Below are 22,241 nucleotides of genomic sequence, written 5' to 3'. Positions count from 1 at the left end.
ATGAACCTGCTGCCGATCCTGCTCGGCCTGGGCTGCGCCGCCGGCCTGATCCTCGTCGCCGACGGGCTACGCCGCCGCCCACCTGGCACCCCGACCACCCGGACACGGCAACGGTGGACGGCGGCCGACCGTACCCGGCTCCTCTCGGCCGTCGCGGCGGGCCTCGGTGCGGCAGCAGTGACCCGTTGGCCGGTCGCGGCGCTGCTGACCGCCGCCGCGGTGTGGGCGCTGCCCCGCGTCCTGGGCCCCGACCGGGAACACACCCGCGCGATCGCCCGGATCGAGGCGATCGCGACCTGGGCCGAGCTGCTGCGCGACACCCTGTCCTCGGCCGCCGGCCTGGAGCAGGCCATCACCGCCACCGCCCCTGTCACCCCCCAGCCCATCCGCCCCCAGGTGCAGGCCCTCGCGGGGGCGGTGCGCGGCGGAGCACGGCTACCCGACGCGCTGCGCGCGTTCGCCGCCGACCTCGCCGACCCCACCGCCGACCTCGTCGTGCGCGCCCTGACGCAGGCCGCCGGCTACCACGGCGGGCAACTTTCCCAGTGCCTGACCAGCCTCGCCGCCACCGCCCGCGAGCTCGCCGGCATCCGGATGCGGGTGGCCACCAAACGGGCCGCGACCCGCACGGCCGCCCGGGTCATCACCGGCACGTCGGTGGCGATGGTCGCCGGGCTGATCCTGCTCAACCGCGGGTTCCTCGCCCCCTACCGCAGCGTCACCGGACAGCTCGTGCTCCTTGTCGTCGGAGCGGTGTTCGCCGGCGGGTTCTGGTGGCTGGCCCGCGCCTCCCGCGTCCCGCAACCACCACGGGTGCTCTCGGCCGACCAGCTCGGGCAGGTGGCGTGATGGCCGCTTTCGTGGTGGCGTGCGGCGTCGTGGCCGGGCTCGGCCTGGTTCTGGCCGGCACCGGCCTTCATCCCGCCCGGCCCAGCCTCGCCCAAGCCCTCGACGCCCTGCGCCGCACCCCGACTGCCCCGGAAGAACCAGTGGGGGCCAGGACCCGGCTGCTCGCCGCGCCCCTGCGTGCCCTCGGCCTGCCCCGGCAGCGGATGCGCGCCGACCTCGCCGTACTGCAACGGCCGACCGCCACCCACCTGGCCGACCAGGCCCTCGCGGTCCTCGCCGGCCTGCTGCTGCCCCCGGTCGCGATGGCCGTCCTCGCCTCCGGCGGGGTCAGCTTCGCCGCCGGTATGCCGCTGTGGGCGTCGCTTGCCGGCGCGGCCGGCGGCTGGTGGCTGGCCGAGACCACCGTGCACGCCGAGGCCCAGCGGCGCCGCGACGAGCTGCGCTACGCCCTGTCCGCCGTGCTCGACCTCGTCGTCATCTCCCTCGCCGGCGGCGCCGGACTCGAACAAGCCCTCGACGACGCCTGCGCCGACACCCACGGCTGGGCCGCCGGACGCCTGAACCGTGCCGTGGCCACCGCCCGGCTGCTGCGCATGCCGCCCTGGCAGGCCCTCGGCCAACTCGGCGAGGACACCGGCGTCGTCGAACTGCAGGAACTCGCCGCGACGATGAGCCTCGCCGGCACCGAAGGCGCCCGCATCCGCGACTCCCTCACCATCCGCGCCGCCACCCTGCGCGCCCACCAAGCCGCCGCCCTGGAGGCCAGGGCCAACTCCGCCACCGAACGCATGTCCATGCCGGTCATGCTCCTGGCCGCCGCCTACATGCTGTTCCTCCTCTACCCGGCTGTCACCGCCGTCGACAGCTTCTGACCCCGACACACCAGAAGGAGAAACGCCGTGCACCCCAGCAAGCTGATGGCCCTGCTGACCCTGGCACACCTCACCCTCACCGACCGGGCCCGCCGGCTGCGCGACTCCGGCGACCGGGGCAGCGAGACCACCGAGAAGGTCATGTGGATCGCCCTGCTCGTCACCCTCGTCCTAGCCGTCTACGCCATCTTCCAAGGCAAGATCATCACCAAGATCACCGGAATCAACCTCTAGCCATGAACCGCACGCGACGAGGCAGGCGACGCCGGCTCGGTGGTGACCGCGGGTCGGTCACCACCGAGGTGGTCCTCTACGCGCCCCTGCTGTTCCTACTCGTCCTCGTCGGCGTGCAGTTCGCCCTGTGGGCCCTGGCCCAACTCGGCGTCCAGCACGCCGCGAACCACGCCCTGCAAACCACCAGGGTGTCCGGCGGCACCGCCGCCGCCGGCCGCGCCGACGCCGCAACCGTCCTCGACCAGGTCGCCGGGCAGGTCGTCGTCGACCCGCGCGTGTCGGTCACCCGCACCGCCGACACCGCCACGGTGGCCGTGGCCGGCCGGGTGCCCGCCGTCGTGCCGTTCCTGCGCCTGCAGGTCAGCACCCAGGCCAGCGCCCCGGTCGAGCGTTTCCGCCCCTCGACCCTGTCGCTGGCCCCCTCGCCGCCTGGAGTGGAAGGAGACTCGACGTGACCCGCGAGCAGCGCCGCAGCCGACATCCACGCCGCCGGGCGCCTCGGCTGCGCGGAGACCGGGGTTCGGTCAGCGTCGAGATGGCGCTGAGCTACGTACCGCTGATGGTCCTGGCCGCCCTCGCGGTGGTGGCGTGCCTGCGCCTGACCTCGGCCGCCATCGACGTCAACGCCGCCGCCGCCGCCGCGGCCCGCCAGGCGTCCCTCGCCCGCACCCCCGGCGAGGCCCGCGCCGCAGGCGCCGACGGCGCCTCCGCCACCCTGGCCGGGCGGCCCTACACCTGCCAGCCGTCCACCGTCACCGTCGACCCCGGCGCGTTCGTCCCCGGCGGGCAGGTCAGCGCCACCGTGGCGTGCACCGTCCGCCTCGAAGACCTCTACGGCCTCGGCCTGCCCGGCACGATCACCATCCGCGGCACCTCACACCAGCCCCTCGACACCTACCGCGGGACAACAGCGCCATGAACCGGCTGCGTACCCGCCTGCGGCAGGCCCGCCACGACGACCGAGGCCAGATCACCCCGTGGACGATCTTCGGCGTCGTCCTCGTCCTCGTCCTCGCCGGCCTGGTCCTCGACCTGGGCCTGGGCATGTCGGACAAGGTGCGGCTGCTCGACGTCGCGCAGGGCGCCGCCCGGGCCGGCGCCCGCGAAATCGACCTCGCCACCTACCGGGCCACCGGCGCAGTCCAGCTCCAGCCCGCCCAGGCCGCCGCAGCCGCGCGGAGCTTCGCCCAACAGGCCGGTGTCGACGGGCAGGTCACCGCGTCCGCCACCCCCACCGCCGTCACCGTCACCATCAACGGCACCCGGCCCACGCAGCTGCTGCACCTCGTCGGGATCAGCGCCCTGCCGGTGTCCGCGACCGCGACCGCCAGCCCTCTGACCGGCGTCACCGCACCGAACTGACCAAGACCGCCACCCCAACGACCGGGAGCCCCAGTGTTCGCGTTCCTCGCCGCCACCGCCCGCCGGCTGGCCGGACTCGGGATCCTGGTGCTGCTCACCGCCGGCGTGCCGTACGCGCTCATCCGATACGTCGGCTGGCCACTACCCCACGAGGTCCCCACCTGGCAGAACATCGCCACGGCCCTCACCTCACCGCTGACCGACGCCATGCTCGGCAACGCCGTCGTGTGCCTGCTCTGGGCGGTGTGGGCGGCGTTCATCTGGTCGCTGATCGCCGAGGTCGCCGAAACCGTCACGGGCATCCGCCTGCCGCAACCCCGAGCCATCGCGCCGGCCCGCGGGCTCGCCGCCATCCTGGTGGCCGCCATCACCGGCGGCGTCCTCGCCACCGCCGCCCAGGCCGCACCGACCCTCACCCAGCCAGCCCAGGCGACAACCGCCCACACCAGCGCCACCGCGACGGCCCCGGCAACCACCGTGCCCAGCAGCACCGTGCGGCTGGTGAGCACGGATGGGCACCACACGCAGCCCTGGCAGACAGCCGCGTCGGCGTCCGCCCTGCCGGGCATGGGAGATCCGGCGCCGGCCCGGCTGGTAGCTGGCCACGTGACGCTCGTGTCATCCGGGCAGACCTACACCTGCGAGGTGCGGCGCGGGGACACCCTGTCGAAGATCGCCCAGCAGTGGCTCGGCGACGCCAACCGGTGGCCGGAGATCTTCGCCCTCAACCGGGGCACCCACTTCCGCGACACTGGCGGCACCCTCACCAACCCAAACCTGATCTACCCCGGCTGGACCCTGGAACTGCCCGACGACGCCACACCACCCGCCGGCACACCCCGGACCCCACCACCCGCCGACCCCCCGGCGACAGGCCCCGAACAGCCGACACACGGCACCGCAACGCCCGCGCCGACACCACCGAGCCAAACCACTCCGCCGCCACCCGACACGCCGTCCGCGAGCCCGTCGCCAGGCTCCACCACCCCGGCACCGCACGACGGTGACGACGGCGTGGTCCACGTCCCTTCACCGCCGGTCTCCACCGCGCCCGCTGAGCAGCCGTCGGCCTCCGGAGCCTCGACGACGCCCCGCCCCGCGGTCGACGGGCAGCAGACACCCGGGCCGCGAACGGAGGCGTCCCCCGGTGTCTCACTCGGCACCGGCAGCTGGCTCGACGCCGGGCTCGTCGCCGCCATCCTCGCGGCCGTCGCCCTCGTCTGGGCCCACCGCCGCCGCCGCTACACCCGCCGGCCCGTGTCGGCCGACCTGCGACTGGACGACCCCGACGTGTCGCCCATGCCGCCCGTGGTGAACCAGATCCGCCGCCGCCTGCGCCACGCCACCACGGCCCCCACCGACCCGGCCGGCCACGAAGGTCCGGACGACGACCTCGGGCTCTTCACCGAAGCAGACGACAACACCTCCGTACCGGACGGCCCTGACACCCCCGACCAGGACGCCGACCTGCTCGACGACGACCGTCCGGAGATCGCCGGGCGGCACGACCAGAACGGCACCCTCGACGACGCCGGTCTCAACGACGAGGACGACCACGAGAAGCCGACGCCTGTCGCGAACCCGAGCGCAGAAGACAACACTGCGCTCCGCCCGGTGGTGCCGTCGCTGGCGCACCCGCTCGCCGCGGTCTGGCCGCCCGCCGGCCTGGGGCTCACCGGTCCCGGCGCGGAGGCCGCCGCCCGCGGGTTCATGGCCGCCGCCCTGGCCGCCGGAGGCCTCGACGCACCAGAGGACCGCACCTGGCTGGTCATGCCATCAGCGACCGCGGCGACGCTGCTCGGCGCCGGTGCCGTCGCACTGCCCCGCACCCCGCGGTTGACCGTCACCGGTGGCCTGGACGAGGCACTCGACCTGCTCGAGGCGCAGACCCTGCACCGCAGCCGCATTGCCTACGCCCACGAGGTCGACACCGTCACCGAGGCCCGCGCGGCGGACCCGACCGGGGAGCCGATACCGCCAGTCCTGCTGCTGGCCGACGCCGACACCCGCCACCAGCGCACCCGCATCGCCGCGCTCCTCGCCCAGGGCCAGCGCCTGGACATCCACGGCGTGCTGCTGGGCGCCTGGCCCGACGGCGACACCGTCGTCGTCGCCGCAGACGGCACCACCAGCCGCGCCCAGGGGGAAGGCTCCCGCCACGGTGGACACCCGGCCGACATCGGCCGACTGGCCGTCCTCACCCCGTCCGAGACCAGTGACCTGCTCGTTACCCTCGCCGAGTCCCACACCGGCCAGCCGCAGGCTCCCGCCCCGGCCGAACCCGTCACCACCGCCCGGGCCACGACCGCCGCACCCGATGCGCAACCTTCTCCCGACACCGAACCAGCGCCACCTGACGTCCCCTTCCGCGAGGGTGAACACCTACCGGCATCCGGCCCGGAGCCCGTGCCCGCCGCCCCGACAACAACACCAGGCAGCGCCGACAGTCAGACCACCCCGGGCACCCAGGCAGCGGCGACAACTCCGCCCACCGGCGCCCATGCCCGCGGCACGGAGACTCCCCGGGACGGTGCGCCCCAGCCCGCCGTGGAGGGACCGGACACCGACGGCGCGGCCGAGAACAGCCAGGTGACCAGCCACGGGAGGGTGCAGGTCACCGTCCTGGGCACCGCCGCCATCGTCGACGTGCCGCCCGGGCCGACGCTGCGCAAGAAATCCCTCGAAGTGCTCGTCTACCTGGCCGTGCATGACGGCGACGCCTCCGCCGAGGCGATCCTCGACGACCTGCTCCCCGACGCCCCCGCCAACAAGGCACCCGGCCGGCTCTACACCTACGTGTCCGACCTGCGCACCATCATGCGCCGCACTGCAGGACGCGGCACCTACCTCACCCACCCCCACCAGCGGTACGTCCTCAACCGCGACGCCGTCGACGTGGACCTGTGGCGCATGCGCGCCGCGATCCGCGACGCTAACCAGGCCACCGACCCGGCCGAGCGCCTCGCCGCGCTGCGCCGCGCGGTCGACACCTACCGCGGGCACCTGGCCGACGGCGCCGACTACGAATGGATCGAGCCCTACCGCGAAGCCACCCGGCAGCAGGCACTCGACGCCTACCTCGCCCTCGCCGACGCTCTCGCCGACAACCCCGCCGAGCAGCTCACCGTCCTCGACGCCGCGATCGGCCACAACCCGTACGCCGAAGAGCTGTACCAGCAGGCGATGCGGGCCCGCGCCGCGCTCGGGCACCTCGACGCGATCCGCAGCCTGCGCCGTTCTCTCACCCGCGCCCTCGGCGAGATCGACGCCGAACCCAGCGATGACACCATTGCCCTGGCCGACGAGTTGGTCGCCCAGGTGCAGCGCCCCACCCGCCGACCCGACCTGCGGCCGGCGCTCCGGCCCGGTGACGGAGCCGCCGCGTGACCGCCACACTGCTACCCCGGCACACCTCCGCCCGTACCCCGGAGATAACAGAGGCCGACCTCCGGCACCTGACCCGCCTGCGGTGGGCCGTGCGGGCGGTGCTCGCCCTCGGCGTCGCCGCGTCGATCGCGGCGAACGTCCTACACGCCCGGCCGAACCTCATCAGCCAGGTCATCGCCGCGTGGCCGCCGCTGGCACTGCTGCTGACCGTCGAACTCATCTCCCGCGTACCCGCGGACCGCCGCGGCCTGGCCGCCGCCCGGCTGATCGCCGCCGCTGTCATCGCCGGCATCGCCGCCTGGGTGAGTTACTGGCACATGGTCGGCGTCGCCGCCCGGTATGGCGAAACCGACGCCGCCGCCTCCTACCTGCTACCGATCTCTGTTGATGGGCTGGTCGTCGTGGCCAGCATCAGCCTGGTCGAGATCGCGGGCCGGATCCGCACCCCCTCCGCCAGCCGGGCCGACGGCCAGCAACCCGCCACCACGCCAACGGAGACGCCGTTCCCGACGGCCGAACCCCCGAGCCTGACGGCGCCTGCCCTCGCATCAGGGCCGCCCCATACAGCGCAGCAGGCCCGGGGCTTCGACGTATCGCCGACGGACAGGCCGGAGGCTGCGATCCGCGGCGGCGAGGGCGAGCATTCGAATGCAGACGCCACCGGGTACTCGCCGACCGATGCGCGCGACACCGAGGAAGTTGCACCTGAGCCCTCGCGGGACAATGCAGGGAACCACGAGGACGCTCACCTCGTTCGGACCGGTAGCGACGCCTCGGCGTCCCCGCACACGGCGCCGTTGCGGGGCACTGACCTCTCGCACCACGACACTGACCGGTCTGGAAGCAACAGGTCCCGCCCCGTCGGCTCTTCAGTCACGCCGGTCGAGAACTCCGACGAGCAGGACAGAGTCGATACTCCGGGCGCTGCCCAAGAAATTGAACCGGACCCCATCGGGGGCCAGGGACATGACACCGAACCAGACGAAGGCACAAGCAGCGCAGAGGTGCCGCTCGACACCGCCGGGGCCGTGGCCTACTGGTACCGCCAGGACCCGTCCCTGCACCCCGCCGACATCGCCACCAGAATCGGCCGGTCCGAGCGCACCGTCCGCCGGTACTGGCCACCCGTGCCGCGAACCGCGAACGGACACGGAACCAGCCGCGTCACCGAGGAGGTTAGAGCCTCGTAAGCCCGCTGAGCCAGCCGGAGAGGCCCTGACAAGCGCGCGAAAATGATCTTTCTGCCGGCCCAGTGGCTGTGCCACGCTTCCGGGGTGGGACCGAGAGAGCGGGTTCAACGGCTAGTCATGGCCGCCGAGCTGTACGCCATCGAGGTGAGTACGGCATACGACGAGGTCGTCGAGCAGGTCATCGCCCGGGTGGCTGATGCCGGGAGTCTGGGCAAGCTCGACCTGGGGGCTTTGAGCGCCTGGAAGCGATTACGCGCGGACACCCCTTGGATGGCGCGTCTGATGAGCCGTCCTGAGCAGGAGATCCGGCAGCATACCGAGCGGGCCGTCACCGCGGCACAGGACGAGTCACGAACGGTTGCGGAGGCAGCTGTGGCCGCCCGCTCCGCTCTCACACCACTGCCAGGCTTCAGCAACGGAGATGCCCTGGCGTCGGTCGTGTGCTTTGTAGCGGCACCGACGCGGCTCGCCGTATACGACAGTCGAGCGCATTCAGGCCTGCAGCAGTTGGGCCTTGTGCTCGACAACCGGCCCGGTCGTTATGGTCGCTACCTGGCGTTGGTGGAGCGATGTCGCGCCGAATTAGCCGGCCAAGGTTACGAATGGTCGGCGCGTCAGGTTGACCTTGCTCTCTACCAGCTCGGTGGTCAGAAGCAACGGTAGATCTTGTCGCGGCGTGCCGTGCCTCGGCCCCCGCAGCGCGGTCCGTCGAGATGGCCCGCGGTTCCGCCCGGTACAGGCATCAGGTGTTGCCCAGCCGTACCTTGCCACCAACAAAAATAGAGCCGTCTTCTCACTCCATGCCCGGCGAACCGCCGGGAAAGCCGAGCAGACCCTTGGCTAACGCCCCTGAAGTGACTGCCTAACTAACGGTGTGTTGATCCCAGTGACGGCGTTGACATCGGTGGCGACACCGCACGAGCCGACGTGGGCCAGCGCACCCGGTCGTGGCCGGGATCCGAGCGCCGGTAGGGGCGCCCGGATCCCGGTGAACCGCAGTTGGCCTGCTCTGTTACAGCTGCGCGATCAGCGGCTGTGCGTGCGGGTCGAAGTTGTACCCGTCGTCCCAGGGGAACCGGCCCTCTTGGTCGGGCCACACGAGCTGCTGGAGGCGGATGTGGTCGCGGCCGTAGCGGTTGATAGCCATCGCGGGCAGCAGCTCTTCGGTGGGTGGCCCGTCGATGATGATCGCGTCGTAGCCGGCGATGAGATCGCTGATGCGCTGGCCGTGGGCGAACCGTTCGGCCTTGTCGTAGACCCGGCGGGCGAGGTCGTTGAGGAGGCTGTGGGCGACCTCGGGTGGCAGTCCGGCGGTGATCAGTTCGGGGTAGTCGTGGGCGGTGAGTCCGACGGTGTAGGCGAGTGGGGCGGTGGTGTCGGGGTCGTCGTCGGTGGGCAGGACGTGGGTGACGGCCCAGCCGGTGGTGTCGATGATCTGGTCTTGGCGTCGGAGGAAGTCGTTGATGTCACGCATGGTGGGTGTCTCCTGGACATTCGGGGGTAGGGGCGGGGTTCAGGTCGGGTGGCTCGATGTCGACGAAGCCCCAGAGTCGTTCCATGACCTGGAGTTGCCAGGTGCGGTAGCGATCGGCGAAGCCACGGCAGACCGCGGGCGGGACCGGACTGCCGGCGTAGGGCAGCGTCGAGTGGCAGATGATGTATCCCGCGTCGCCGCGCGCCTCGGTCACCATCTGCTTGAGCCGGCCGGGGTCGAGGTGCATCGGGTTGCCGGGCTTGAAGATGCAGGTGGCGCACTCGCGGGCGAGCCGTCGGGTCTTGCGCAGTTCCGGGTCGCCGACGCTGAGTCGGGGTGACCGGTCGCTACCCGGATCGTCGGCGGGATCGAACATGCTGTCCATAGTCAACTCCTTGTCGTTGCGGCGCGGGGCCCGCATCCGTGGATGCGGGCCCCGCGAATCCGGGTGAACGGAGTGCCTCGGCACCGGTAAGGCCTGGTCAGAGCTGGCGCAGCCAGGTCAGCACCGTGTCGACGTCGGCGCGGCGCAGCCCGTCGTACGGGTCGACCGGGTGGAGCAGGGTGGGTGCGCCGTCGGCGGTGCGCTGGTCGGCGGTGGTGGGGTCCTTGCCGCCGAGCTCGTCGTCGAGGACGGCGATTGGCCGTCGCGCGGCCCAGGCATACAGGTCGGTGAGTTTGCTCTGGTGGCCGAAGCGGACCCCGCCGGCGTGGACGGGGACATGCGGCCAGGCGGTCGGTAGGCCGAGCCGTGGCGCGATCCATGCGGCGGCCAGCTGGTTCCAGCTGGTGCACCACACAGGTTGGGCGCGCTCGGCCAGTTCCCGCAGCCACGGCCCGTGGCCGGGGTTCAGCCAGACGGTGCCTGTGACGCGCCGACCGTCCGGGCCGGGCCCGTCGTAGCGGTGTGGCCGGTAGCCGAGGGTCTCGGCGTGGGCGGGGTTGGCGGGGTTGAGGACGCCGTCGACGTCGATGGCCACGATGGGTGAGGAGCCGGGGTGTGCCAGCGGTCGGGTGCTGGTCATGGCTGGTCCTGCTCGATGGTGATCGGGTGCAGGGGCACGGTGAGCCGGTCGGCGGTGCGGCCGGGTCCGTCGGCGGGTTGCCACGTGTCGGCGGCGGCGTGGTTGGGGAACGGGCCGATGGCGGCGAGCCAGCCCTCGGTGCGGTCGAGCAGCACGAGAACGGCGGTGCGGGCGTCGTCGAGGGCCGGGCACAGGATGTGGGCGAGGTCGGGTGGTAGGTCGACCCAACTGGTGGCGGGTAGATCCGTGACGGCGGGGTCATGTAGCGGTACGGGCCTGGTCACGGCGAGGGTGGTGCTGTTGAGCGCGAGCGTGGCGGCGTGGGAGTGGGCTGCTTCGGCGCCGCTGGTGGGGCCGTGGGCGCCGAGTTCGCCGTTGGTGTGGACCGCGAGCAGGGCGTGCGGGTCGCGGATCTCCAGGGAGTCGAGGACGGCGAGGGTGACCGTGTCTCCGGTGCGCATGTCGCGCAGGGTGAGCAGGACCGGCCGTCCGTCCGGGTCCCGGTTCCAGGTGATGGCGTCGAAGTGTTCGCGGGTGACGTCGCGCAGGCGCCGCCAGGCACGGTTGTCGGTGTCGAAGGGGTGTTCGTTGTCGGTGCCGTAACGCATGAGGAACTCCTTGATGGGCAGCGTCGTACCGCGTCCGGACCCGGGGTCGGTCAGGACGCGATGCATGCACGCTTCGATGGCGCGGGATGGTCAAGTCGCGGGGCAGCAGCGAGGCCGTTCGGCATCGGCCCTCCGCGAGATGCGATTGGGACCGCCTGTGGCAGGCCGCATTCCAGGCCCTGGTATGTCGTGGATCCCGGCGTGCGGCGCTGCGCGGGCCGCAGCCGGCGCAGCGCCGCGGCGCGGAGTGGGATTGGTTGGCCACCGGTTCGGGGGGCCGCACGGCCGGGATTCAGGCCTGGGCGAGTGCGGTGACGGCGGCGTCGGCGATCGCCGCGATGGCCTCGGTCGGGTCGGTGACGGTCAGGGTGGTGGCGTGGGTGAAGGTGTGCCCCCAGCTCTGGTCTGGGTCGGTGGGATCGCCGTCGGTGGGTGGGTCGGCGGGGTGGAGCCACAGGACGGCGCAGCCGGCGCGGTGCAGGGTGGTGACGAGTTGTTGGCCGGCGGGGATGTCGTCGAGGTAGCCGTCGGAGACGACGGCGAGCATCCGCAGGGTGCGGCCGTGGCGCAGGTCGAGGAGTTGGTCGGCGACCTTGACCGCTTCCGGGAAGGTGGCGGTGGCCAGCCCGGTGCGCATGTGCATCACCTGCCTGGGGTAGGTGCGTGGGGGCACCAGGACGGTGGTGCGGTCGCCGAACCCGATGGTGGTGGTCGTCGCCTCGGCGCGGCGTGCCGCGTTGGCGAAGATCCACGCGGCGGAGGACATCGCCTCGGTGTAGCGGGCCATCGACCCGGACAGGTCGACCAGGGTCGCCAGGTGCAGGCGGGGTTTCTCGGGCGGCAGTTGGGCGCGTTGCTGCCACGGGGCGGCGGTCGGCATTTGCCCGGCGGCGGTCTGTGCTTCGGCGGTGATGGCCTGCCGGGTCCGCAGCCGGCCGGGTGGGATCGCCGAGGGGCGCCGGCCGGGTTCGGGGTGACGGGTGCGGGCCTGCCGCAGCCGGTTGGCGAGGTCGCGGGCCGCGCGGTGTTCCTGCTCGGTCGGGTCGGTGCGGTCCCACTCCGCTGGTGGGCTGTGCCGGTGGGCCAGCAGCGCCGCGGCGTACTCGGCCGGGGTGACACCAGCGGCGACGGCGAGGTAGTCGACGAGGGCCGCGGCGAGGCGGCCGGGGAACAGGCCGGCGTCCGGTACGGGCGTGTCGTACTGCTGGTCGGGGTCGATGCCGAGGACCTGACACCACCGCCGGGCCAGGCAGATCATGGTGTCGGCGTCGGTATCGTCGCAGCCGTGGGCCTCCCGCCAGATGTCCCGCAGGTGCCGCAGGCGTTTGCGTCCGAGGATGCCGGTGACGGCGGCGCGTACGGGGCGGACGTCTTTGCTGGTGACGATGCGGGCGTCGACGCGGGCAAGGAGCAGGGCGGCGAGTTGCCCGGCGTGCCACGCGTCGTCGACGGCCGCGTCGTCGGGGTCGAGGAGGGTTGTCACGACGTGGCGCAGCCAGCGGCGGTCGCCCCGGCGGCGGGTGCGTTGGCGTCCTTCGGCCCGGGATTCCTCCAGCATGTCGGCGACAGCGGCGAGGATCGGCGGGGTGCCGGGCGGGGTGGTCCAGCGGCTGTGCGCGGCGTGCGCGGCGCCGTGTACGAGCAGCCCGTAGCCGGTGGGCACGAGGCGCTTGTGCCGGGCCTTGGCCGGGTCGGTGACGTCGGGGCGCTCGGCGATGTAGGTGGCGTCGACCTCGATCCGGTTGAGGTCGGGGTAGAAGCACTCGGGTGCGTCCCCGGCGGCGCCGGGGGCGACGAGGACGGTGAGGTCGGTACGGCCGGTCAGCAGCGGGACGTGCTTGGTCCACGCCGCGGACCAGTCATGCCAGTCGCTGGCGCCGGCCGGCGTCGGCGGTGCGCCCTGCTGTAGGTGGGTGCTGGGGTGTGGCACGGATTGGCTCCTTCCAGAAATCTGAGGTGGAGGGGTTCAGCGCTTGCCGAGGGCGAGCGCGGTGATGGGTGTGCCGGTGTGTCGGGACAGGGCGGCGGTGACGTCGTCGCGGGCGTCCTCGGGGGCGATGCCGGCCAGGTTGGCCAGGGCGGCGGTCATGCCAAGGTGGTCGCGGACCTTGACGAAGCCGAGCAGCTCGCGCAGCTGCGGCGCCCACACCGTCTTGCCGGCAGCGAGGTCGGCGTTGAGGTCGATCGCCGCGGCCACGACCTGCTTGGGGACGCCGAGTTGGCGGGCGAGGTCCCAGTCGGTGGTGACGTGCAGGTGAACGGTGAACCGGGAGGCCAGGGCCTCGGTGAGGACCGCGCCGTGCACGCCCGGGTTGTGGCCGGCGACGATGTAGAACCCGTCGACGGCCTGCACGGTCTCGTTGCCGTTCGCCGGGATGGTGATCACTCCGCGGCCGTCCATGGCCGGGTACAGCACGGCCAGGACGCGGGGCGGGATGAGGGTGGCGTCGTCGACCAGCAGCACCCGCCCCTCCCGCATCGCGGTGACGAGGGGTCCGTGGACGAACTCGTAGCCGCCGCCGGGCATCGGGTTGTAGGAGCCGAGGAAGTCGTCGACGACGGTGTCACCGGTGCCGGCGACGGTGAGCAGGTCGGGGAACGCGGCCTCGACCATGGCGGTCTTCCCTGTGCCGGGCGGCCCGTACAGCAGCACGGGCACCTGCTGGGTGCGTAGGCGCCGTAGTTCCTCGACGTCCCAGCCCTTTCCGAGCCGGCGCGGGTGGTACAGCGTGCCGTTCGGTCGCGGTACGGGTGCGGGCCGTCCCTGCCGTCCACCACCGCTGCTGCTGGAGCGGGTGCGGGGCGCTGCGGGTGGGAGGGTGCCGGCGGCGTCTATGCCGGCCTGGGTGATCTGGAAGCGGTGGTGCGGGTCGCGGTGGTGGGTGGCGTGCCCGGCAGCGGCCATCTTCTTCAGCGCCTCGAACACCGCCCCGGACGACGGTGCGCCGATGGCCCGGGTGATCTCGCCGACCTTGAGAATCTGGTCGGGGTGGTCGGCCAGGTGCAGGGCCACCTTCCGGTACAGGTAGCCGGACCGGCCGGATGCGGCCTCAGCGGTGGGCGTGTCGGTCGCGGCCGGGTTGTTCTGCGGTGCGCCGGCCTGGAGGGCCGGTGGGGTTGGTGTGGTCATGGTGATGCCTCGATTCCAAGGTCGAGCCCGCGCACCCGTCTCCGGGTGCGCGGGCGGTGGGTACCGCACAGCGGAGACGGGTGGGGCCAACCCCGTGCCGGCCTGGTCGGGCCGGGCAGGTGGGCGACCACACCCCGGTAGTGCTGAAGAATTACGGCGACACGTGGGTCGCCGCCGGTGCGTGCTGGTCGGTGTCGACGCCGCGCGGGCGGTGTCTGCGCCGACGATGGAACGCCCCACAGCCCAATCGATCAAGTCGAATTGGTGCGGGGCGCGGGATCGCTGACGTGCCGGCTGTCTACGCGGGCACGTCGAGGGTCGGGAGCTGGGCCGGTGGCCAGGTCGTGGTCAGTCGGCGCAGCCCCGTTCGCAGCCCTGTGGGTCGCACTGCTGACCGTCAGCCATCCGGGCCAGGGCCAGCCCGTCGTCGCCGTCGAGGAACGGCCAGCCGAACCCGTCGGCGAACGCCTTGACCTTGGGCGCCCCGTACATCGGGTAGCCGGCGTGGTCCATCGCCGCCACGATGTCGTCGCGGCCGAGGAGCCAGGCGAGTTCGCTGAGCTTGTCCACCGACCGGCTCGCCGAGTTGCCCCGGTGGTCGAGGATCTTCCCGATGGCGAACTCGAGGTAGTCCCGGGCGTAGGTCTCGTGGTCGACCCGCTGGGTCCACTCAACCGGGTGGCGGGGGGTGATGACCTGGCGGGCATGGTCGAGGTCGAGTGCCTCTACGAGCACGTCCTCCCGGAAGCCGAGGATGTCCCCGTGGTTGGCCCGGAGAGCCCAGACCCGGGTGACGATCTCCTCTTGGGTACGGATGGTCACGTGGTTTTCCTTCCTGTTGGTCCTACCTGTCGTGGTGTGTGCCGCTGCCGGAGACGGCTCGGCTTCGGGTGACGTGGCGCGACCTTGGTCGGGGGCCCGGCCTATGCCTGGTTCGAGTCGGGCAGGTCGCCGACGATCCGGTCGCAGGCGTACGGGTCGACGGCCTCCCAGCACCAGCTGCGGCCCATCACCACGTACCGGCCGTCACCGTCCGGGGCGATGCGGTCGATGGCGTCCGGGTCGTCGGACAGGGCACGCTGGTCGGCGACGATGACGTCGCCGTCGAAGGACAGGCCGGCCAGCGCGGCGTCGACCCGCCGGTTCAGGTCGCCCTCCGGCACGCCCTCGTCCCGGAGGCTCTGGCGGTGCTGGTCGCGGTGGCGCTGCTGGTCGGCGATGATCGCCTCGGCCACCGGGCGGGTGCAGGAGAACACCGCCCACCCGTTCCAGTGGTCGATCAGGGTGCCGACGAACCCGACCTCGATCCGGTCGTCGCCGTCGGGGCCCGTGGTGCGCGCCCAGTCGCCGGAGAACACGCCGAGGTCGCCGATACGGACCCGGTCGGGGTGCAGGTGGGACACGTCGCGGCCGGTGGGGCTGGCCGCGAGGTGACACAGCTCCGCGACGCGGTCGGTGGCGGCGGTGTCGTAGGCGTCGCGGTAGACGGTCATCGCCTCGTCGCGCTGCTGGATGCGCAGCCCGAACCAGCCCGTGGTGTCGCCGGTGGCGTCGGCGAACAGCTCCCACCCGGCGATGTCGACCGACTCTCCCGCCGAGGAAAAGTGGGGCAGGGCGTCGAGGACGGCGGGATCGCCGTCCTCGACGCCGGCCAGGATCCGGCGCGCGGCCAGGCGGGTGTCGCCGCCGACGCGGGCCCCAATGGTGTCCTGCGCCCACCACTCGGCGGCGGTGCGTCCGGCCTCGGTGCCGGCGGCGCGCATCCGCTGCAGCGCGGCGGCCCATCCGGTGGCCTCGCCGACCAGGCCGCCAGTGCGAGGCGGGGTGGTGGTGACCGGTGCGATGCGGTCGCCGGCGTCGAGGCACATCGACAGCGTCGAGCCGCTGTCCCAGGTGACCTCGACGATGTTGTGCCGCTGGTCGTGGCGGCGGACGGTGCCGGTGTCTCCGGGGCGCAGCAGGGTGTGCGGGTCGCTGGTGTGGACCAGGGCGATACGCTGGCCGGTCTCGTAGCTGGTCATGGTGGTCTCCGATCGGTCGTCGGGGTCGGTGGAAGGGCCGCCGTCATCGGCGGCCGGCGACGGCATGCGGTCGGTGTTCACCTGGCGCTGCCCGTCGGGTCACCGGTGGCGGGCTGCTGCGGCGGCCAGGGCTTGCGGACGAGGTGGTCGCCGAACATCGGGTCGGTGGCGACCGAGGAGCCGCAGCGGGTGCAGCTGGTGGCGGTGTCGTAGCCGTAGCCGGCCATGGACGGCACCTCGACGTGGTCGATCTCGTCGACCGCGCCGCAGACGGTGCACACCGTCATCTCCGGGCCGCCGTCGTCGTCGGCGGGTGCGGTGACGAACAGGTCCTCGACCGGGTCGAGGTGGTGCGCGCTGTGCCGCAGCCAGCGGCCGTGGACCGTCGCCTCGTACACCACCAGCCGCCGCTGGTCGAGGTGCAGCAGGTACAGCCATTCGAGGGCCCCGCCGACGTTCTCCCGCAGCGAGCCCTGCCGGATCGTGTCGTCCTCGGTGACGACCGGGTAGCCCAGCCCGGGCACGGGCGGCTGCCGGTCCCAGCGCCGGGGCTTGGGGTTGATGGCAAGGGACCACCAGTCGCGGGCCAGCAGCGCGGCGGCCATGGCGTCGGTGTCACGGCCGAACGTGTCGGTCCAGATCCGGCGCAGCAGCGGCACCAGAACCTCCGGATCCTCGCCGAACTGGATCAAGCGGGCGGTGTACCTGCCGCGGAACGCGGCAACGCCGATCAGCGTGGGTGTGCTCACGTGCCTTTCCTCCTCAGTGATGTGTGGATGGGGTTGCGGCGGTCGTTCCGGGCGGGACGGCAGCCGAGCTTGGGTGCCATGGATCCGCCGGCATCGCCTCTAGGGCCTTGTGCCGAGCGGGGCGTTCTGAGCCGCCATGAAGGGCACCGGGTCGATCGCGCCGTTCGGGCTGCCATCGCCGTTGTGGTGCACCTCGTAGTGCAGGTGCGGGCCGGAGCTGTGGCCGGTGGAGCCGACGACGCCGATGGGCTGGCCAGCGGCGACCGGCTGCCCAACTGTCACCATCGGCGGCTGGTCCATGTGGCAGTAGCGGGTGAGCAGGCCGCCGGCGTGGTCGATGTCGACGTACCAGCCGCAGCCGCGCGTGAGAACGGGGTCGCCGTCGCGGTCGCAGCCCCATTCAGCGCCGGTATCGGCGTGGAGGGCGTTGCAGCGGACGGTGCGGACGGTCCCGGCGGACGCCGCGCGGATGATGGTGCCGCGCGGGGCGCTGAGGTCGACGCCGTCGTGGCCCGGCCGGTCACTGGTACGGAACCCCGACCCGACAGGGGCGAGGACCGGCTGCGTCCACGGGCCGGTGGCCCCGCACCCGGCCAGGCCGTCGGTGGGTAGGCCGGCGGTGTCGGCGATCGCGGTGACCAGCTGGGTGGCCGGTCCTTCCCATTTCGCGTAGGCGTCGGGGAAGGCGCTGACCTGCACGGCCTGGGCGGCCTCGGTGAGCGGCATCGCCTGCCAGCCGTCAACGGCCTGCAGCCTCTGGTAGAACTTCGTCGCCGCGTACTGGGGATCGTGCAACTGTTCGGGTGTGCCCCACCCTTGGGAGGGTCGCTGTTGGAAAAGGCCGACCGAGTCGCGGTCCCCACCCGGGGTGTTGATCAGGGAGGATTCCTGCATCGCGGTGGCCACGGCGATGACCCAGCCGCGGGGCGGGACGCCGAGGCGCATGCCGACGGCGGTGATGGTGGCGGCGTTGTCCACCTGCTCGGCGTTCCAGTCACCGATCGGAGCGATTCCGTCCGGAGCGGGGCTGAGCGCCGCCGCCGACGCGGTGGCCGTGACGCTGGCGGGCATACCGCAGGCACCGGCGCCGCCGCTGAAGATCAGGGTGGTGGCCAGCCCGGAGCACAGCAGCAGGACGCCGGCGACCGCGATGGCGATCCAGGACAGCACGCGGATGGTCATGACGGGTCACTCCTTCAAGGCAGGGCGGGCAGCGGGCGGGTGAGGCGCGGGGACGGCGAAGGCCGCGCGGGCCTGGAGAGGCGTCGCGCGGCCTTCGGGCGGGTGCGGGAATCAGCGGGCGAGGACGGCGACTTTCTCGCCGTGCAGCAGGGGCGCCCCGTCGGGGCCTTTGATGTGGGCGTTGATCCAGATGCGGTACGGGTGGCCGTCGCGGTCGATGAGGCGTCGCCAGTGGCCGCGGACGACGAACCGCACCCGGTAGTGCCACTTGGCCTCGCCGTCGGTCGGTTCGGCGAGGGGGCTGGTGCGGCGCAGCATGACGACGCGGGTGTCGTGGCGGATGCTGGCCCGTACGGCGCGGCGGCGCGCCGCGCGGTCCAGGGGGGCGGCGGCGACGGTCGCGAGGGGTTGGGCCTGGATGCGCCAGAAGGCGTAGGCGACGGCGGCGCAGGCGCGCATCGGGGTGGTGGTCTCGTCGATGCAGAACCGGCCGTCGGGTGCCGGTTCCCAGTCGCGGTCGTCCCCGTCGAGGACTGGCAGGTCTGGGCGGGGGTCGACGGGCTGGCCGATGGGGATCTCGGTGAAGTCGGTCAGCACGTAGGGGCCGAACTGGCGGGCGAGGTCGGGCCGGTCAGCGAGTTGCGCCCGGCGGCGGACGGCCGCCGGGTCGTGCGGGTCGCGGTGGTCGGCCCAGCCGGCGATGGCCCAGAAGGACCGGCCGCTGCTGGTGTTGGTGGTGCGGGCCCAGGTGATCGCACCGATCGAGGACACCTCGCCGTTGAGGCTGCGGTGGTAGATCGGTTCGGGGAGGAAGAGCACCCCGCCGTCGTCGGGGGCGATGTCGGCGGGGAGTACCTCGCCGGTCAGGTCGAGGGCCGCCGCGGCGGCGGCGATGATCGCGGTCATTGCGGGGGCGATGACGTACGGCTCGCCGAATCGCCACGGGTTGGCGGTGATGGCGCGGACCGCGTCGAGGACCTTCGCCATGCCCGCTGGGCTGGGGCTGGGGTGGTCGGTGAGGCGGCTGCCGAAGAACGCCTGCAGGTACTGCGCCGCGAGCGGGCTGCGGTGGTAGTCGACCATGCGGGTGCGCAGGTCGACGGCGGTGCGGGCGTAGCCGGCGAGTGTGTCGTTCGGTAGGAAGTTCACTGGTTGCCTCCAGGTGCATGCTCAGGCGGCCAGCGCCGCCACGGGTGGACGCCGGTAGACGCGGGATTCCGGCGGCACCGCGTCCGGTACGGGCGCGGGCCGCGTCAGGGGTGCCGGCGGGCGGGCAGGGGTGAACCAGCCGGTGAAGCGGCGTGGCGAGGCGGGCACGGGGGCGCGTCCCCGTACGACCCCGACCGGGCGCGGCGACGGCGGTGAAGGTGCCGGGGCGAGGGTGGCAGGGGCGCGGCGGGCGTGTTGTTCGGCGCGGCGGGCGGTGCGCAGAGCCCAGCAGGGGCCCTGCTGCCTGCGGCACTGCAGGTTCGTGCAGGCGCCGTCGGGTCCGGGTTGGTGGGCGGCGGCGACGTCGACCGCGAGCGCCCACAGAAGCCTGTCGGTGACGTCGCCCGGTACTGCGGTGCGGTCGCTGGGACGCCGGCTGCGGCCCTCGGGGTGTGCGGGGTGTGCGGGGTGCGCCATGGCGGGTGGCCCTTCGGTCGGCGGATCGCGGGCATGCGCGGTCGCCGCCCGACTCGCGTCGGGGCCCTTTGGGAATGCTGATGTCCGGACGACGGACGACGACCAGCGCTGATCGACGCTCATCTCTTGGTGAAGGTCAAGTCGTGTCGGGCGGGCAGGACGTTGCCCGCCCGACATGGCAGCGTGGGGTCGCTGCTCAGGTGGTCTGCTCGGGGTCGAGGCGTACGCGGGTGGGGTCGACGGTGGTGAGCAGGTGGCGGGAGACGCCGCGCCAGTAGCGGCCGTTGTTGCCGCCGAGCGGGACGAGGGAGACGCGGCCGGTCCCGGTGTCGCGCAGCACCACGTACAGCTCGCCAGGAGGCTGCTTCCAGCCCGCGCCGGCGACGGTGACGAGGGTGCCCGGATGCAGCGGCGCCTCGTGGACCATGGTCAGCTCACGGCCGGTGGTGGTGTCCGCCGCGGAGGCGGGCCGCAGGTAGGCGGGGTTGACCTTCACCGGTCGGCCGCCGTCGACGGGTTCGACGACGACGTTGACCGGCAGCAGCCGGGTGACGCGGTAGGTGACGCCCCGGGTGCTGGCGCGGGCCACCGCCGGGTCGATGGTCACCCGGTCGCCGATGGAGTACGTGTGGGGGCTGCTCATGGCGGATGCGCTCCTAATCTGGGTCTCGGCGACCGTCGCCGAGGACGGGGAAAGCAGGGCTGGGCGGATGGAAGCGGACACGGTGAGGACCTCACGCACGTCGGCGGGCGCGAGGTCCTCTTGGTGTGTCCGTGAGCGGTCAGCGGCGGCGCAGGTCCCGCAGGCGGGGACCCGGCGGCGGTGCGGTGTGGCCGGTGGTGGCGGTGGCGCCGTGGACCCCGGCTCCGGTTTGTTTGGCCTGGTACATGGCGGTGTCGGCCTGGTGCAGCAGGGTGCGCGGGCCGACGCCGAGGGCGGCGCTGGTGTGCCCGACGCTGGCGCGCACGGCCACGGTGTGCGCGCCGAGGTCGACGGGGTGGCGGCCGACCGCCCGCCAGGCGGCGCGGGCGACGGCGGCGACGTCGTCGGGGCCGCCGTCGACCAGCAGGGCGAACTCGTCGCCCGACAACCGCGCGGCGAGCCGTACCGGCCCTCGTAGGGCGGACAGCCGCCGGCCGACCTCGGTGAGGACGTCGTTGCCGGCTTCGTGGCCGAAGGTGTCGTTGACGGCTTTGAAGCCGTCGAGGTCGAGCAGGACGAGCCCGAACGGGGCATCGGTGCGGGTGGCGCGGGTGAGGGCGGCGAGCAGGGCGCGCCGGTTGGGCAGACCGGTGGTGTCGTCGTGGTCGGCGGCGTAGCGGGCGCGGGTCAGCGCCTGCTGCTGGCGCCACAGCAGAGCTGTGGCAAGGGCGAGACCGGCGAGGATTCCCCCGGCGGCGGTGACGATCGAGGTCAGGATGGGAGACACTTCGAGAGCTCCTTCTGCAGTAAGGAGCACCGGGGGCGGGCGTGGTTCCGGGAAGTTCGACGCCCGCCTCCGGGCTATTGGCTGGCGGGGTCGTTCAGGCGGTGGTGTCGGCGAGGGCGAAGGTGGCGGGCTTCTCGACGGCCAGCACTGCCCGCCCGGTCCCGACGAGCTTCACGGCGGCGTTGTGGACCGCGCCCGCGCTGGCCTTCTTCGCGCCGGTTCCCTCGTTGGCCCGGTCGACCAGCTTGCACAGCTCGCTGACCCTGTACTGCTGGCCGGGGTTGGCCTCGAGGATGTCGAGGATCGCGCCGCGCAGGGTGCCCGACGCCCGCCGGGTACGGGCCTGCGCCGCCTCGCCCGCCGCCTCCGTGGCCGGCGGTGCGGCGGGTACTTCCGTGGCGGGTCCACCCGTGGTGCTGTCGATGGCCCCGCCAGCAGGGGGAATATCCGGTGTGGCCGGTCCGGCGTCCGCTTCGTGCGCCGCGATCGACGTTCCGGTGGCCGGGTCGGTGTCGTCGGTCGTGACCGGTGCCTCGGGTTCGGCAGTCGAGCGGGCGCTGTCGTCGCCGTCGTCGGTTTCGGCGTCCTCTGCTTCAGCGGCCTCGTCGGGTGCCGCCTCGACATCATCAGGAGCCGGCGATCCTGCCTCCTGGGCGGCCTTCGGCTGCCCGTCGGCGGGAACCTCGGCGGCTGGCCGCTGGTCGTGGTCCTGCCCGGCGGCCTCTTCGCTGTCCTGCGTGTCGTCGCCGTGCGGCCCGTGTTCTGCGGCGGTGTCGGGTGTGTCGGTGTCGCGGGTGGCGGGCTCCGGTGCGGGCTGGCCGTTACCGCCGCACTGTTCGGCGTGAGAGCGGCCGGTGTCGGTCAGCCGCCACAGGCTGCGTCCGGTGTCGCTTCGGGTGGGCTCGGCCAGTCCCCCGGTCTCCAAGGTGCGCAATTTCGGGGTGGTGGTGGAGTAGCCGAGGCCGGCTTCGGTGGCGATGGCGGCAGCGGTGGCCTCGCCGAGCCGGTGCAGCGCGGCGAGAACCTTCGCGACGCTGGGCGCCAGTGGCGCTGTTACGGCCGTATCGGTGGTCGTGTTGGCTGGGGTGCTGGTCATGGGACC

24 protein-coding genes are annotated in these 22,241 nt (G+C 72.9%); 9 read left to right on the top strand and 15 right to left on the bottom strand.

All coding sequences use genetic code 11. The features are described from left to right. From O7620_RS26365 to O7620_RS26325, 9 genes are all read left to right on the top strand, one after another. A complete protein-coding gene (locus O7620_RS26365; RefSeq protein WP_278125776.1) occupies positions 1-849 on the top strand; it encodes a type II secretion system F family protein in 849 nt (282 codons plus the stop codon). Next, on the top strand, positions 849-1,721 hold the full coding sequence (locus O7620_RS26360; protein WP_278125774.1) for a type II secretion system F family protein: 873 nt from the start codon (positions 849-851) through the stop codon (positions 1,719-1,721). Before O7620_RS26365 ends, O7620_RS26360 begins: the two co-directional genes overlap by 1 nt. 27 nt (positions 1,722-1,748) lie before the next feature. Continuing rightward, complete coding sequence (locus tag O7620_RS26355) at positions 1,749-1,955, top strand: hypothetical protein (RefSeq protein WP_013289174.1); 207 nt, start codon at positions 1,749-1,751, stop codon at positions 1,953-1,955. A gap of 2 nt (positions 1,956-1,957) precedes the next feature. After that, positions 1,958-2,410, top strand: a complete 453-nt coding sequence (locus O7620_RS26350) for a TadE/TadG family type IV pilus assembly protein (RefSeq protein ID WP_210822150.1) — start codon at positions 1,958-1,960, stop codon at positions 2,408-2,410. Further along, on the top strand, positions 2,407-2,874 hold the full coding sequence (locus O7620_RS26345) for a TadE/TadG family type IV pilus assembly protein (protein ID WP_278125772.1): 468 nt from the start codon (positions 2,407-2,409) through the stop codon (positions 2,872-2,874). The genes O7620_RS26350 and O7620_RS26345 overlap by 4 nt, the downstream gene beginning before the upstream one ends. Further along, a complete protein-coding gene (locus tag O7620_RS26340) occupies positions 2,871-3,317 on the top strand; it encodes a pilus assembly protein TadG-related protein (protein WP_278125771.1) in 447 nt (148 codons plus the stop codon). The genes O7620_RS26345 and O7620_RS26340 overlap by 4 nt, the downstream gene beginning before the upstream one ends. A gap of 33 nt (positions 3,318-3,350) precedes the next feature. Continuing rightward, on the top strand, positions 3,351-6,704 hold the full coding sequence (locus O7620_RS26335; RefSeq protein ID WP_278125770.1) for a BTAD domain-containing putative transcriptional regulator: 3,354 nt from the start codon (positions 3,351-3,353) through the stop codon (positions 6,702-6,704). A gap of 89 nt (positions 6,705-6,793) precedes the next feature. Continuing rightward, positions 6,794-7,894: a DUF2637 domain-containing protein gene (locus O7620_RS26330; RefSeq protein ID WP_278125769.1), complete on the top strand. Its 1,101-nt coding sequence runs from the start codon at positions 6,794-6,796 to the stop codon at positions 7,892-7,894. A 117-nt stretch (positions 7,895-8,011) separates the two neighbouring features. Then, a complete protein-coding gene (locus O7620_RS26325) occupies positions 8,012-8,557 on the top strand; it encodes a hypothetical protein (RefSeq protein ID WP_278125767.1) in 546 nt (181 codons plus the stop codon). A 349-nt stretch (positions 8,558-8,906) separates the two neighbouring features. Here O7620_RS26325 and O7620_RS26320 read toward each other — a convergent pair whose 3' ends face one another. The 15 genes from O7620_RS26320 to O7620_RS26250 form a co-directional block, all read right to left on the bottom strand. Beyond that, on the bottom strand, positions 8,907-9,368 hold the full coding sequence (locus O7620_RS26320) for a DUF4262 domain-containing protein (RefSeq protein WP_278125765.1): 462 nt from the start codon (positions 9,366-9,368) through the stop codon (positions 8,907-8,909). After that, entirely contained in the window at positions 9,361-9,753 is a 393-nt protein-coding gene (locus tag O7620_RS26315; RefSeq protein ID WP_278125764.1) for a hypothetical protein, read from the bottom strand. The genes O7620_RS26320 and O7620_RS26315 overlap by 8 nt, the downstream gene beginning before the upstream one ends. A 97-nt stretch (positions 9,754-9,850) precedes the next feature. After that, positions 9,851-10,393 carry a hypothetical protein gene (locus tag O7620_RS26310; RefSeq protein ID WP_278125762.1) on the bottom strand — a complete coding sequence of 181 codons (543 nt, stop codon included), beginning with the start codon at positions 10,391-10,393 and terminating at the stop codon, positions 9,851-9,853. Further along, positions 10,390-11,067, bottom strand: a complete 678-nt coding sequence (locus tag O7620_RS26305; protein WP_278125761.1) for a hypothetical protein — start codon at positions 11,065-11,067, stop codon at positions 10,390-10,392. Before O7620_RS26305 ends, O7620_RS26310 begins: the two co-directional genes overlap by 4 nt. A 226-nt stretch (positions 11,068-11,293) precedes the next feature. Then, complete coding sequence (locus O7620_RS26300; protein WP_278125759.1) at positions 11,294-12,931, bottom strand: VWA domain-containing protein; 1,638 nt, start codon at positions 12,929-12,931, stop codon at positions 11,294-11,296. A gap of 36 nt (positions 12,932-12,967) precedes the next feature. Next, positions 12,968-14,131: an AAA family ATPase gene (locus O7620_RS26295; RefSeq protein ID WP_278125758.1), complete on the bottom strand. Its 1,164-nt coding sequence runs from the start codon at positions 14,129-14,131 to the stop codon at positions 12,968-12,970. A 348-nt stretch (positions 14,132-14,479) separates the two neighbouring features. Next, a complete protein-coding gene (locus O7620_RS26290; RefSeq protein WP_278125756.1) occupies positions 14,480-14,953 on the bottom strand; it encodes a hypothetical protein in 474 nt (157 codons plus the stop codon). Between the two features lie 101 nt (positions 14,954-15,054). Beyond that, positions 15,055-16,152: a DUF4314 domain-containing protein gene (locus O7620_RS26285; protein ID WP_278125754.1), complete on the bottom strand. Its 1,098-nt coding sequence runs from the start codon at positions 16,150-16,152 to the stop codon at positions 15,055-15,057. A 77-nt stretch (positions 16,153-16,229) separates the two neighbouring features. Beyond that, positions 16,230-16,901, bottom strand: coding sequence for a hypothetical protein (locus O7620_RS26280; protein WP_278125753.1), 672 nt, complete (start codon positions 16,899-16,901; stop codon positions 16,230-16,232). Between the two features lie 99 nt (positions 16,902-17,000). After that, positions 17,001-18,083 (bottom strand): M23 family metallopeptidase, encoded by a 1,083-nt coding sequence (locus tag O7620_RS26275; protein ID WP_278125752.1) that lies wholly within the window; start codon positions 18,081-18,083, stop codon positions 17,001-17,003. 111 nt (positions 18,084-18,194) lie between these two features. Further along, complete coding sequence (locus tag O7620_RS26270) at positions 18,195-19,232, bottom strand: hypothetical protein (RefSeq protein WP_278125751.1); 1,038 nt, start codon at positions 19,230-19,232, stop codon at positions 18,195-18,197. A 21-nt stretch (positions 19,233-19,253) separates the two neighbouring features. Then, positions 19,254-19,709, bottom strand: coding sequence for a hypothetical protein (locus O7620_RS26265; protein WP_278125749.1), 456 nt, complete (start codon positions 19,707-19,709; stop codon positions 19,254-19,256). 196 nt (positions 19,710-19,905) lie between these two features. Next, positions 19,906-20,352 (bottom strand): hypothetical protein, encoded by a 447-nt coding sequence (locus tag O7620_RS26260; RefSeq protein ID WP_278125748.1) that lies wholly within the window; start codon positions 20,350-20,352, stop codon positions 19,906-19,908. Positions 20,353-20,491: 139 nt separating this feature from the next. Continuing rightward, positions 20,492-21,139 (bottom strand): GGDEF domain-containing protein, encoded by a 648-nt coding sequence (locus O7620_RS26255; RefSeq protein ID WP_278125746.1) that lies wholly within the window; start codon positions 21,137-21,139, stop codon positions 20,492-20,494. Between the two features lie 94 nt (positions 21,140-21,233). Then, positions 21,234-22,235: a MarR family transcriptional regulator gene (locus O7620_RS26250; RefSeq protein WP_278125745.1), complete on the bottom strand. Its 1,002-nt coding sequence runs from the start codon at positions 22,233-22,235 to the stop codon at positions 21,234-21,236. Positions 22,236-22,241: the final 6 nt, after the last annotated feature.

The sequence above is a fragment of the Micromonospora sp. WMMD710 genome, from assembly GCF_029626045.1.
Taxonomy (GTDB): Bacteria; Actinomycetota; Actinomycetes; order Mycobacteriales; family Micromonosporaceae; genus Micromonospora.
The sequence above is the reverse complement of the archived record's forward strand: the minus strand, read 5'-3'. Positions and strand labels throughout refer to the sequence as shown.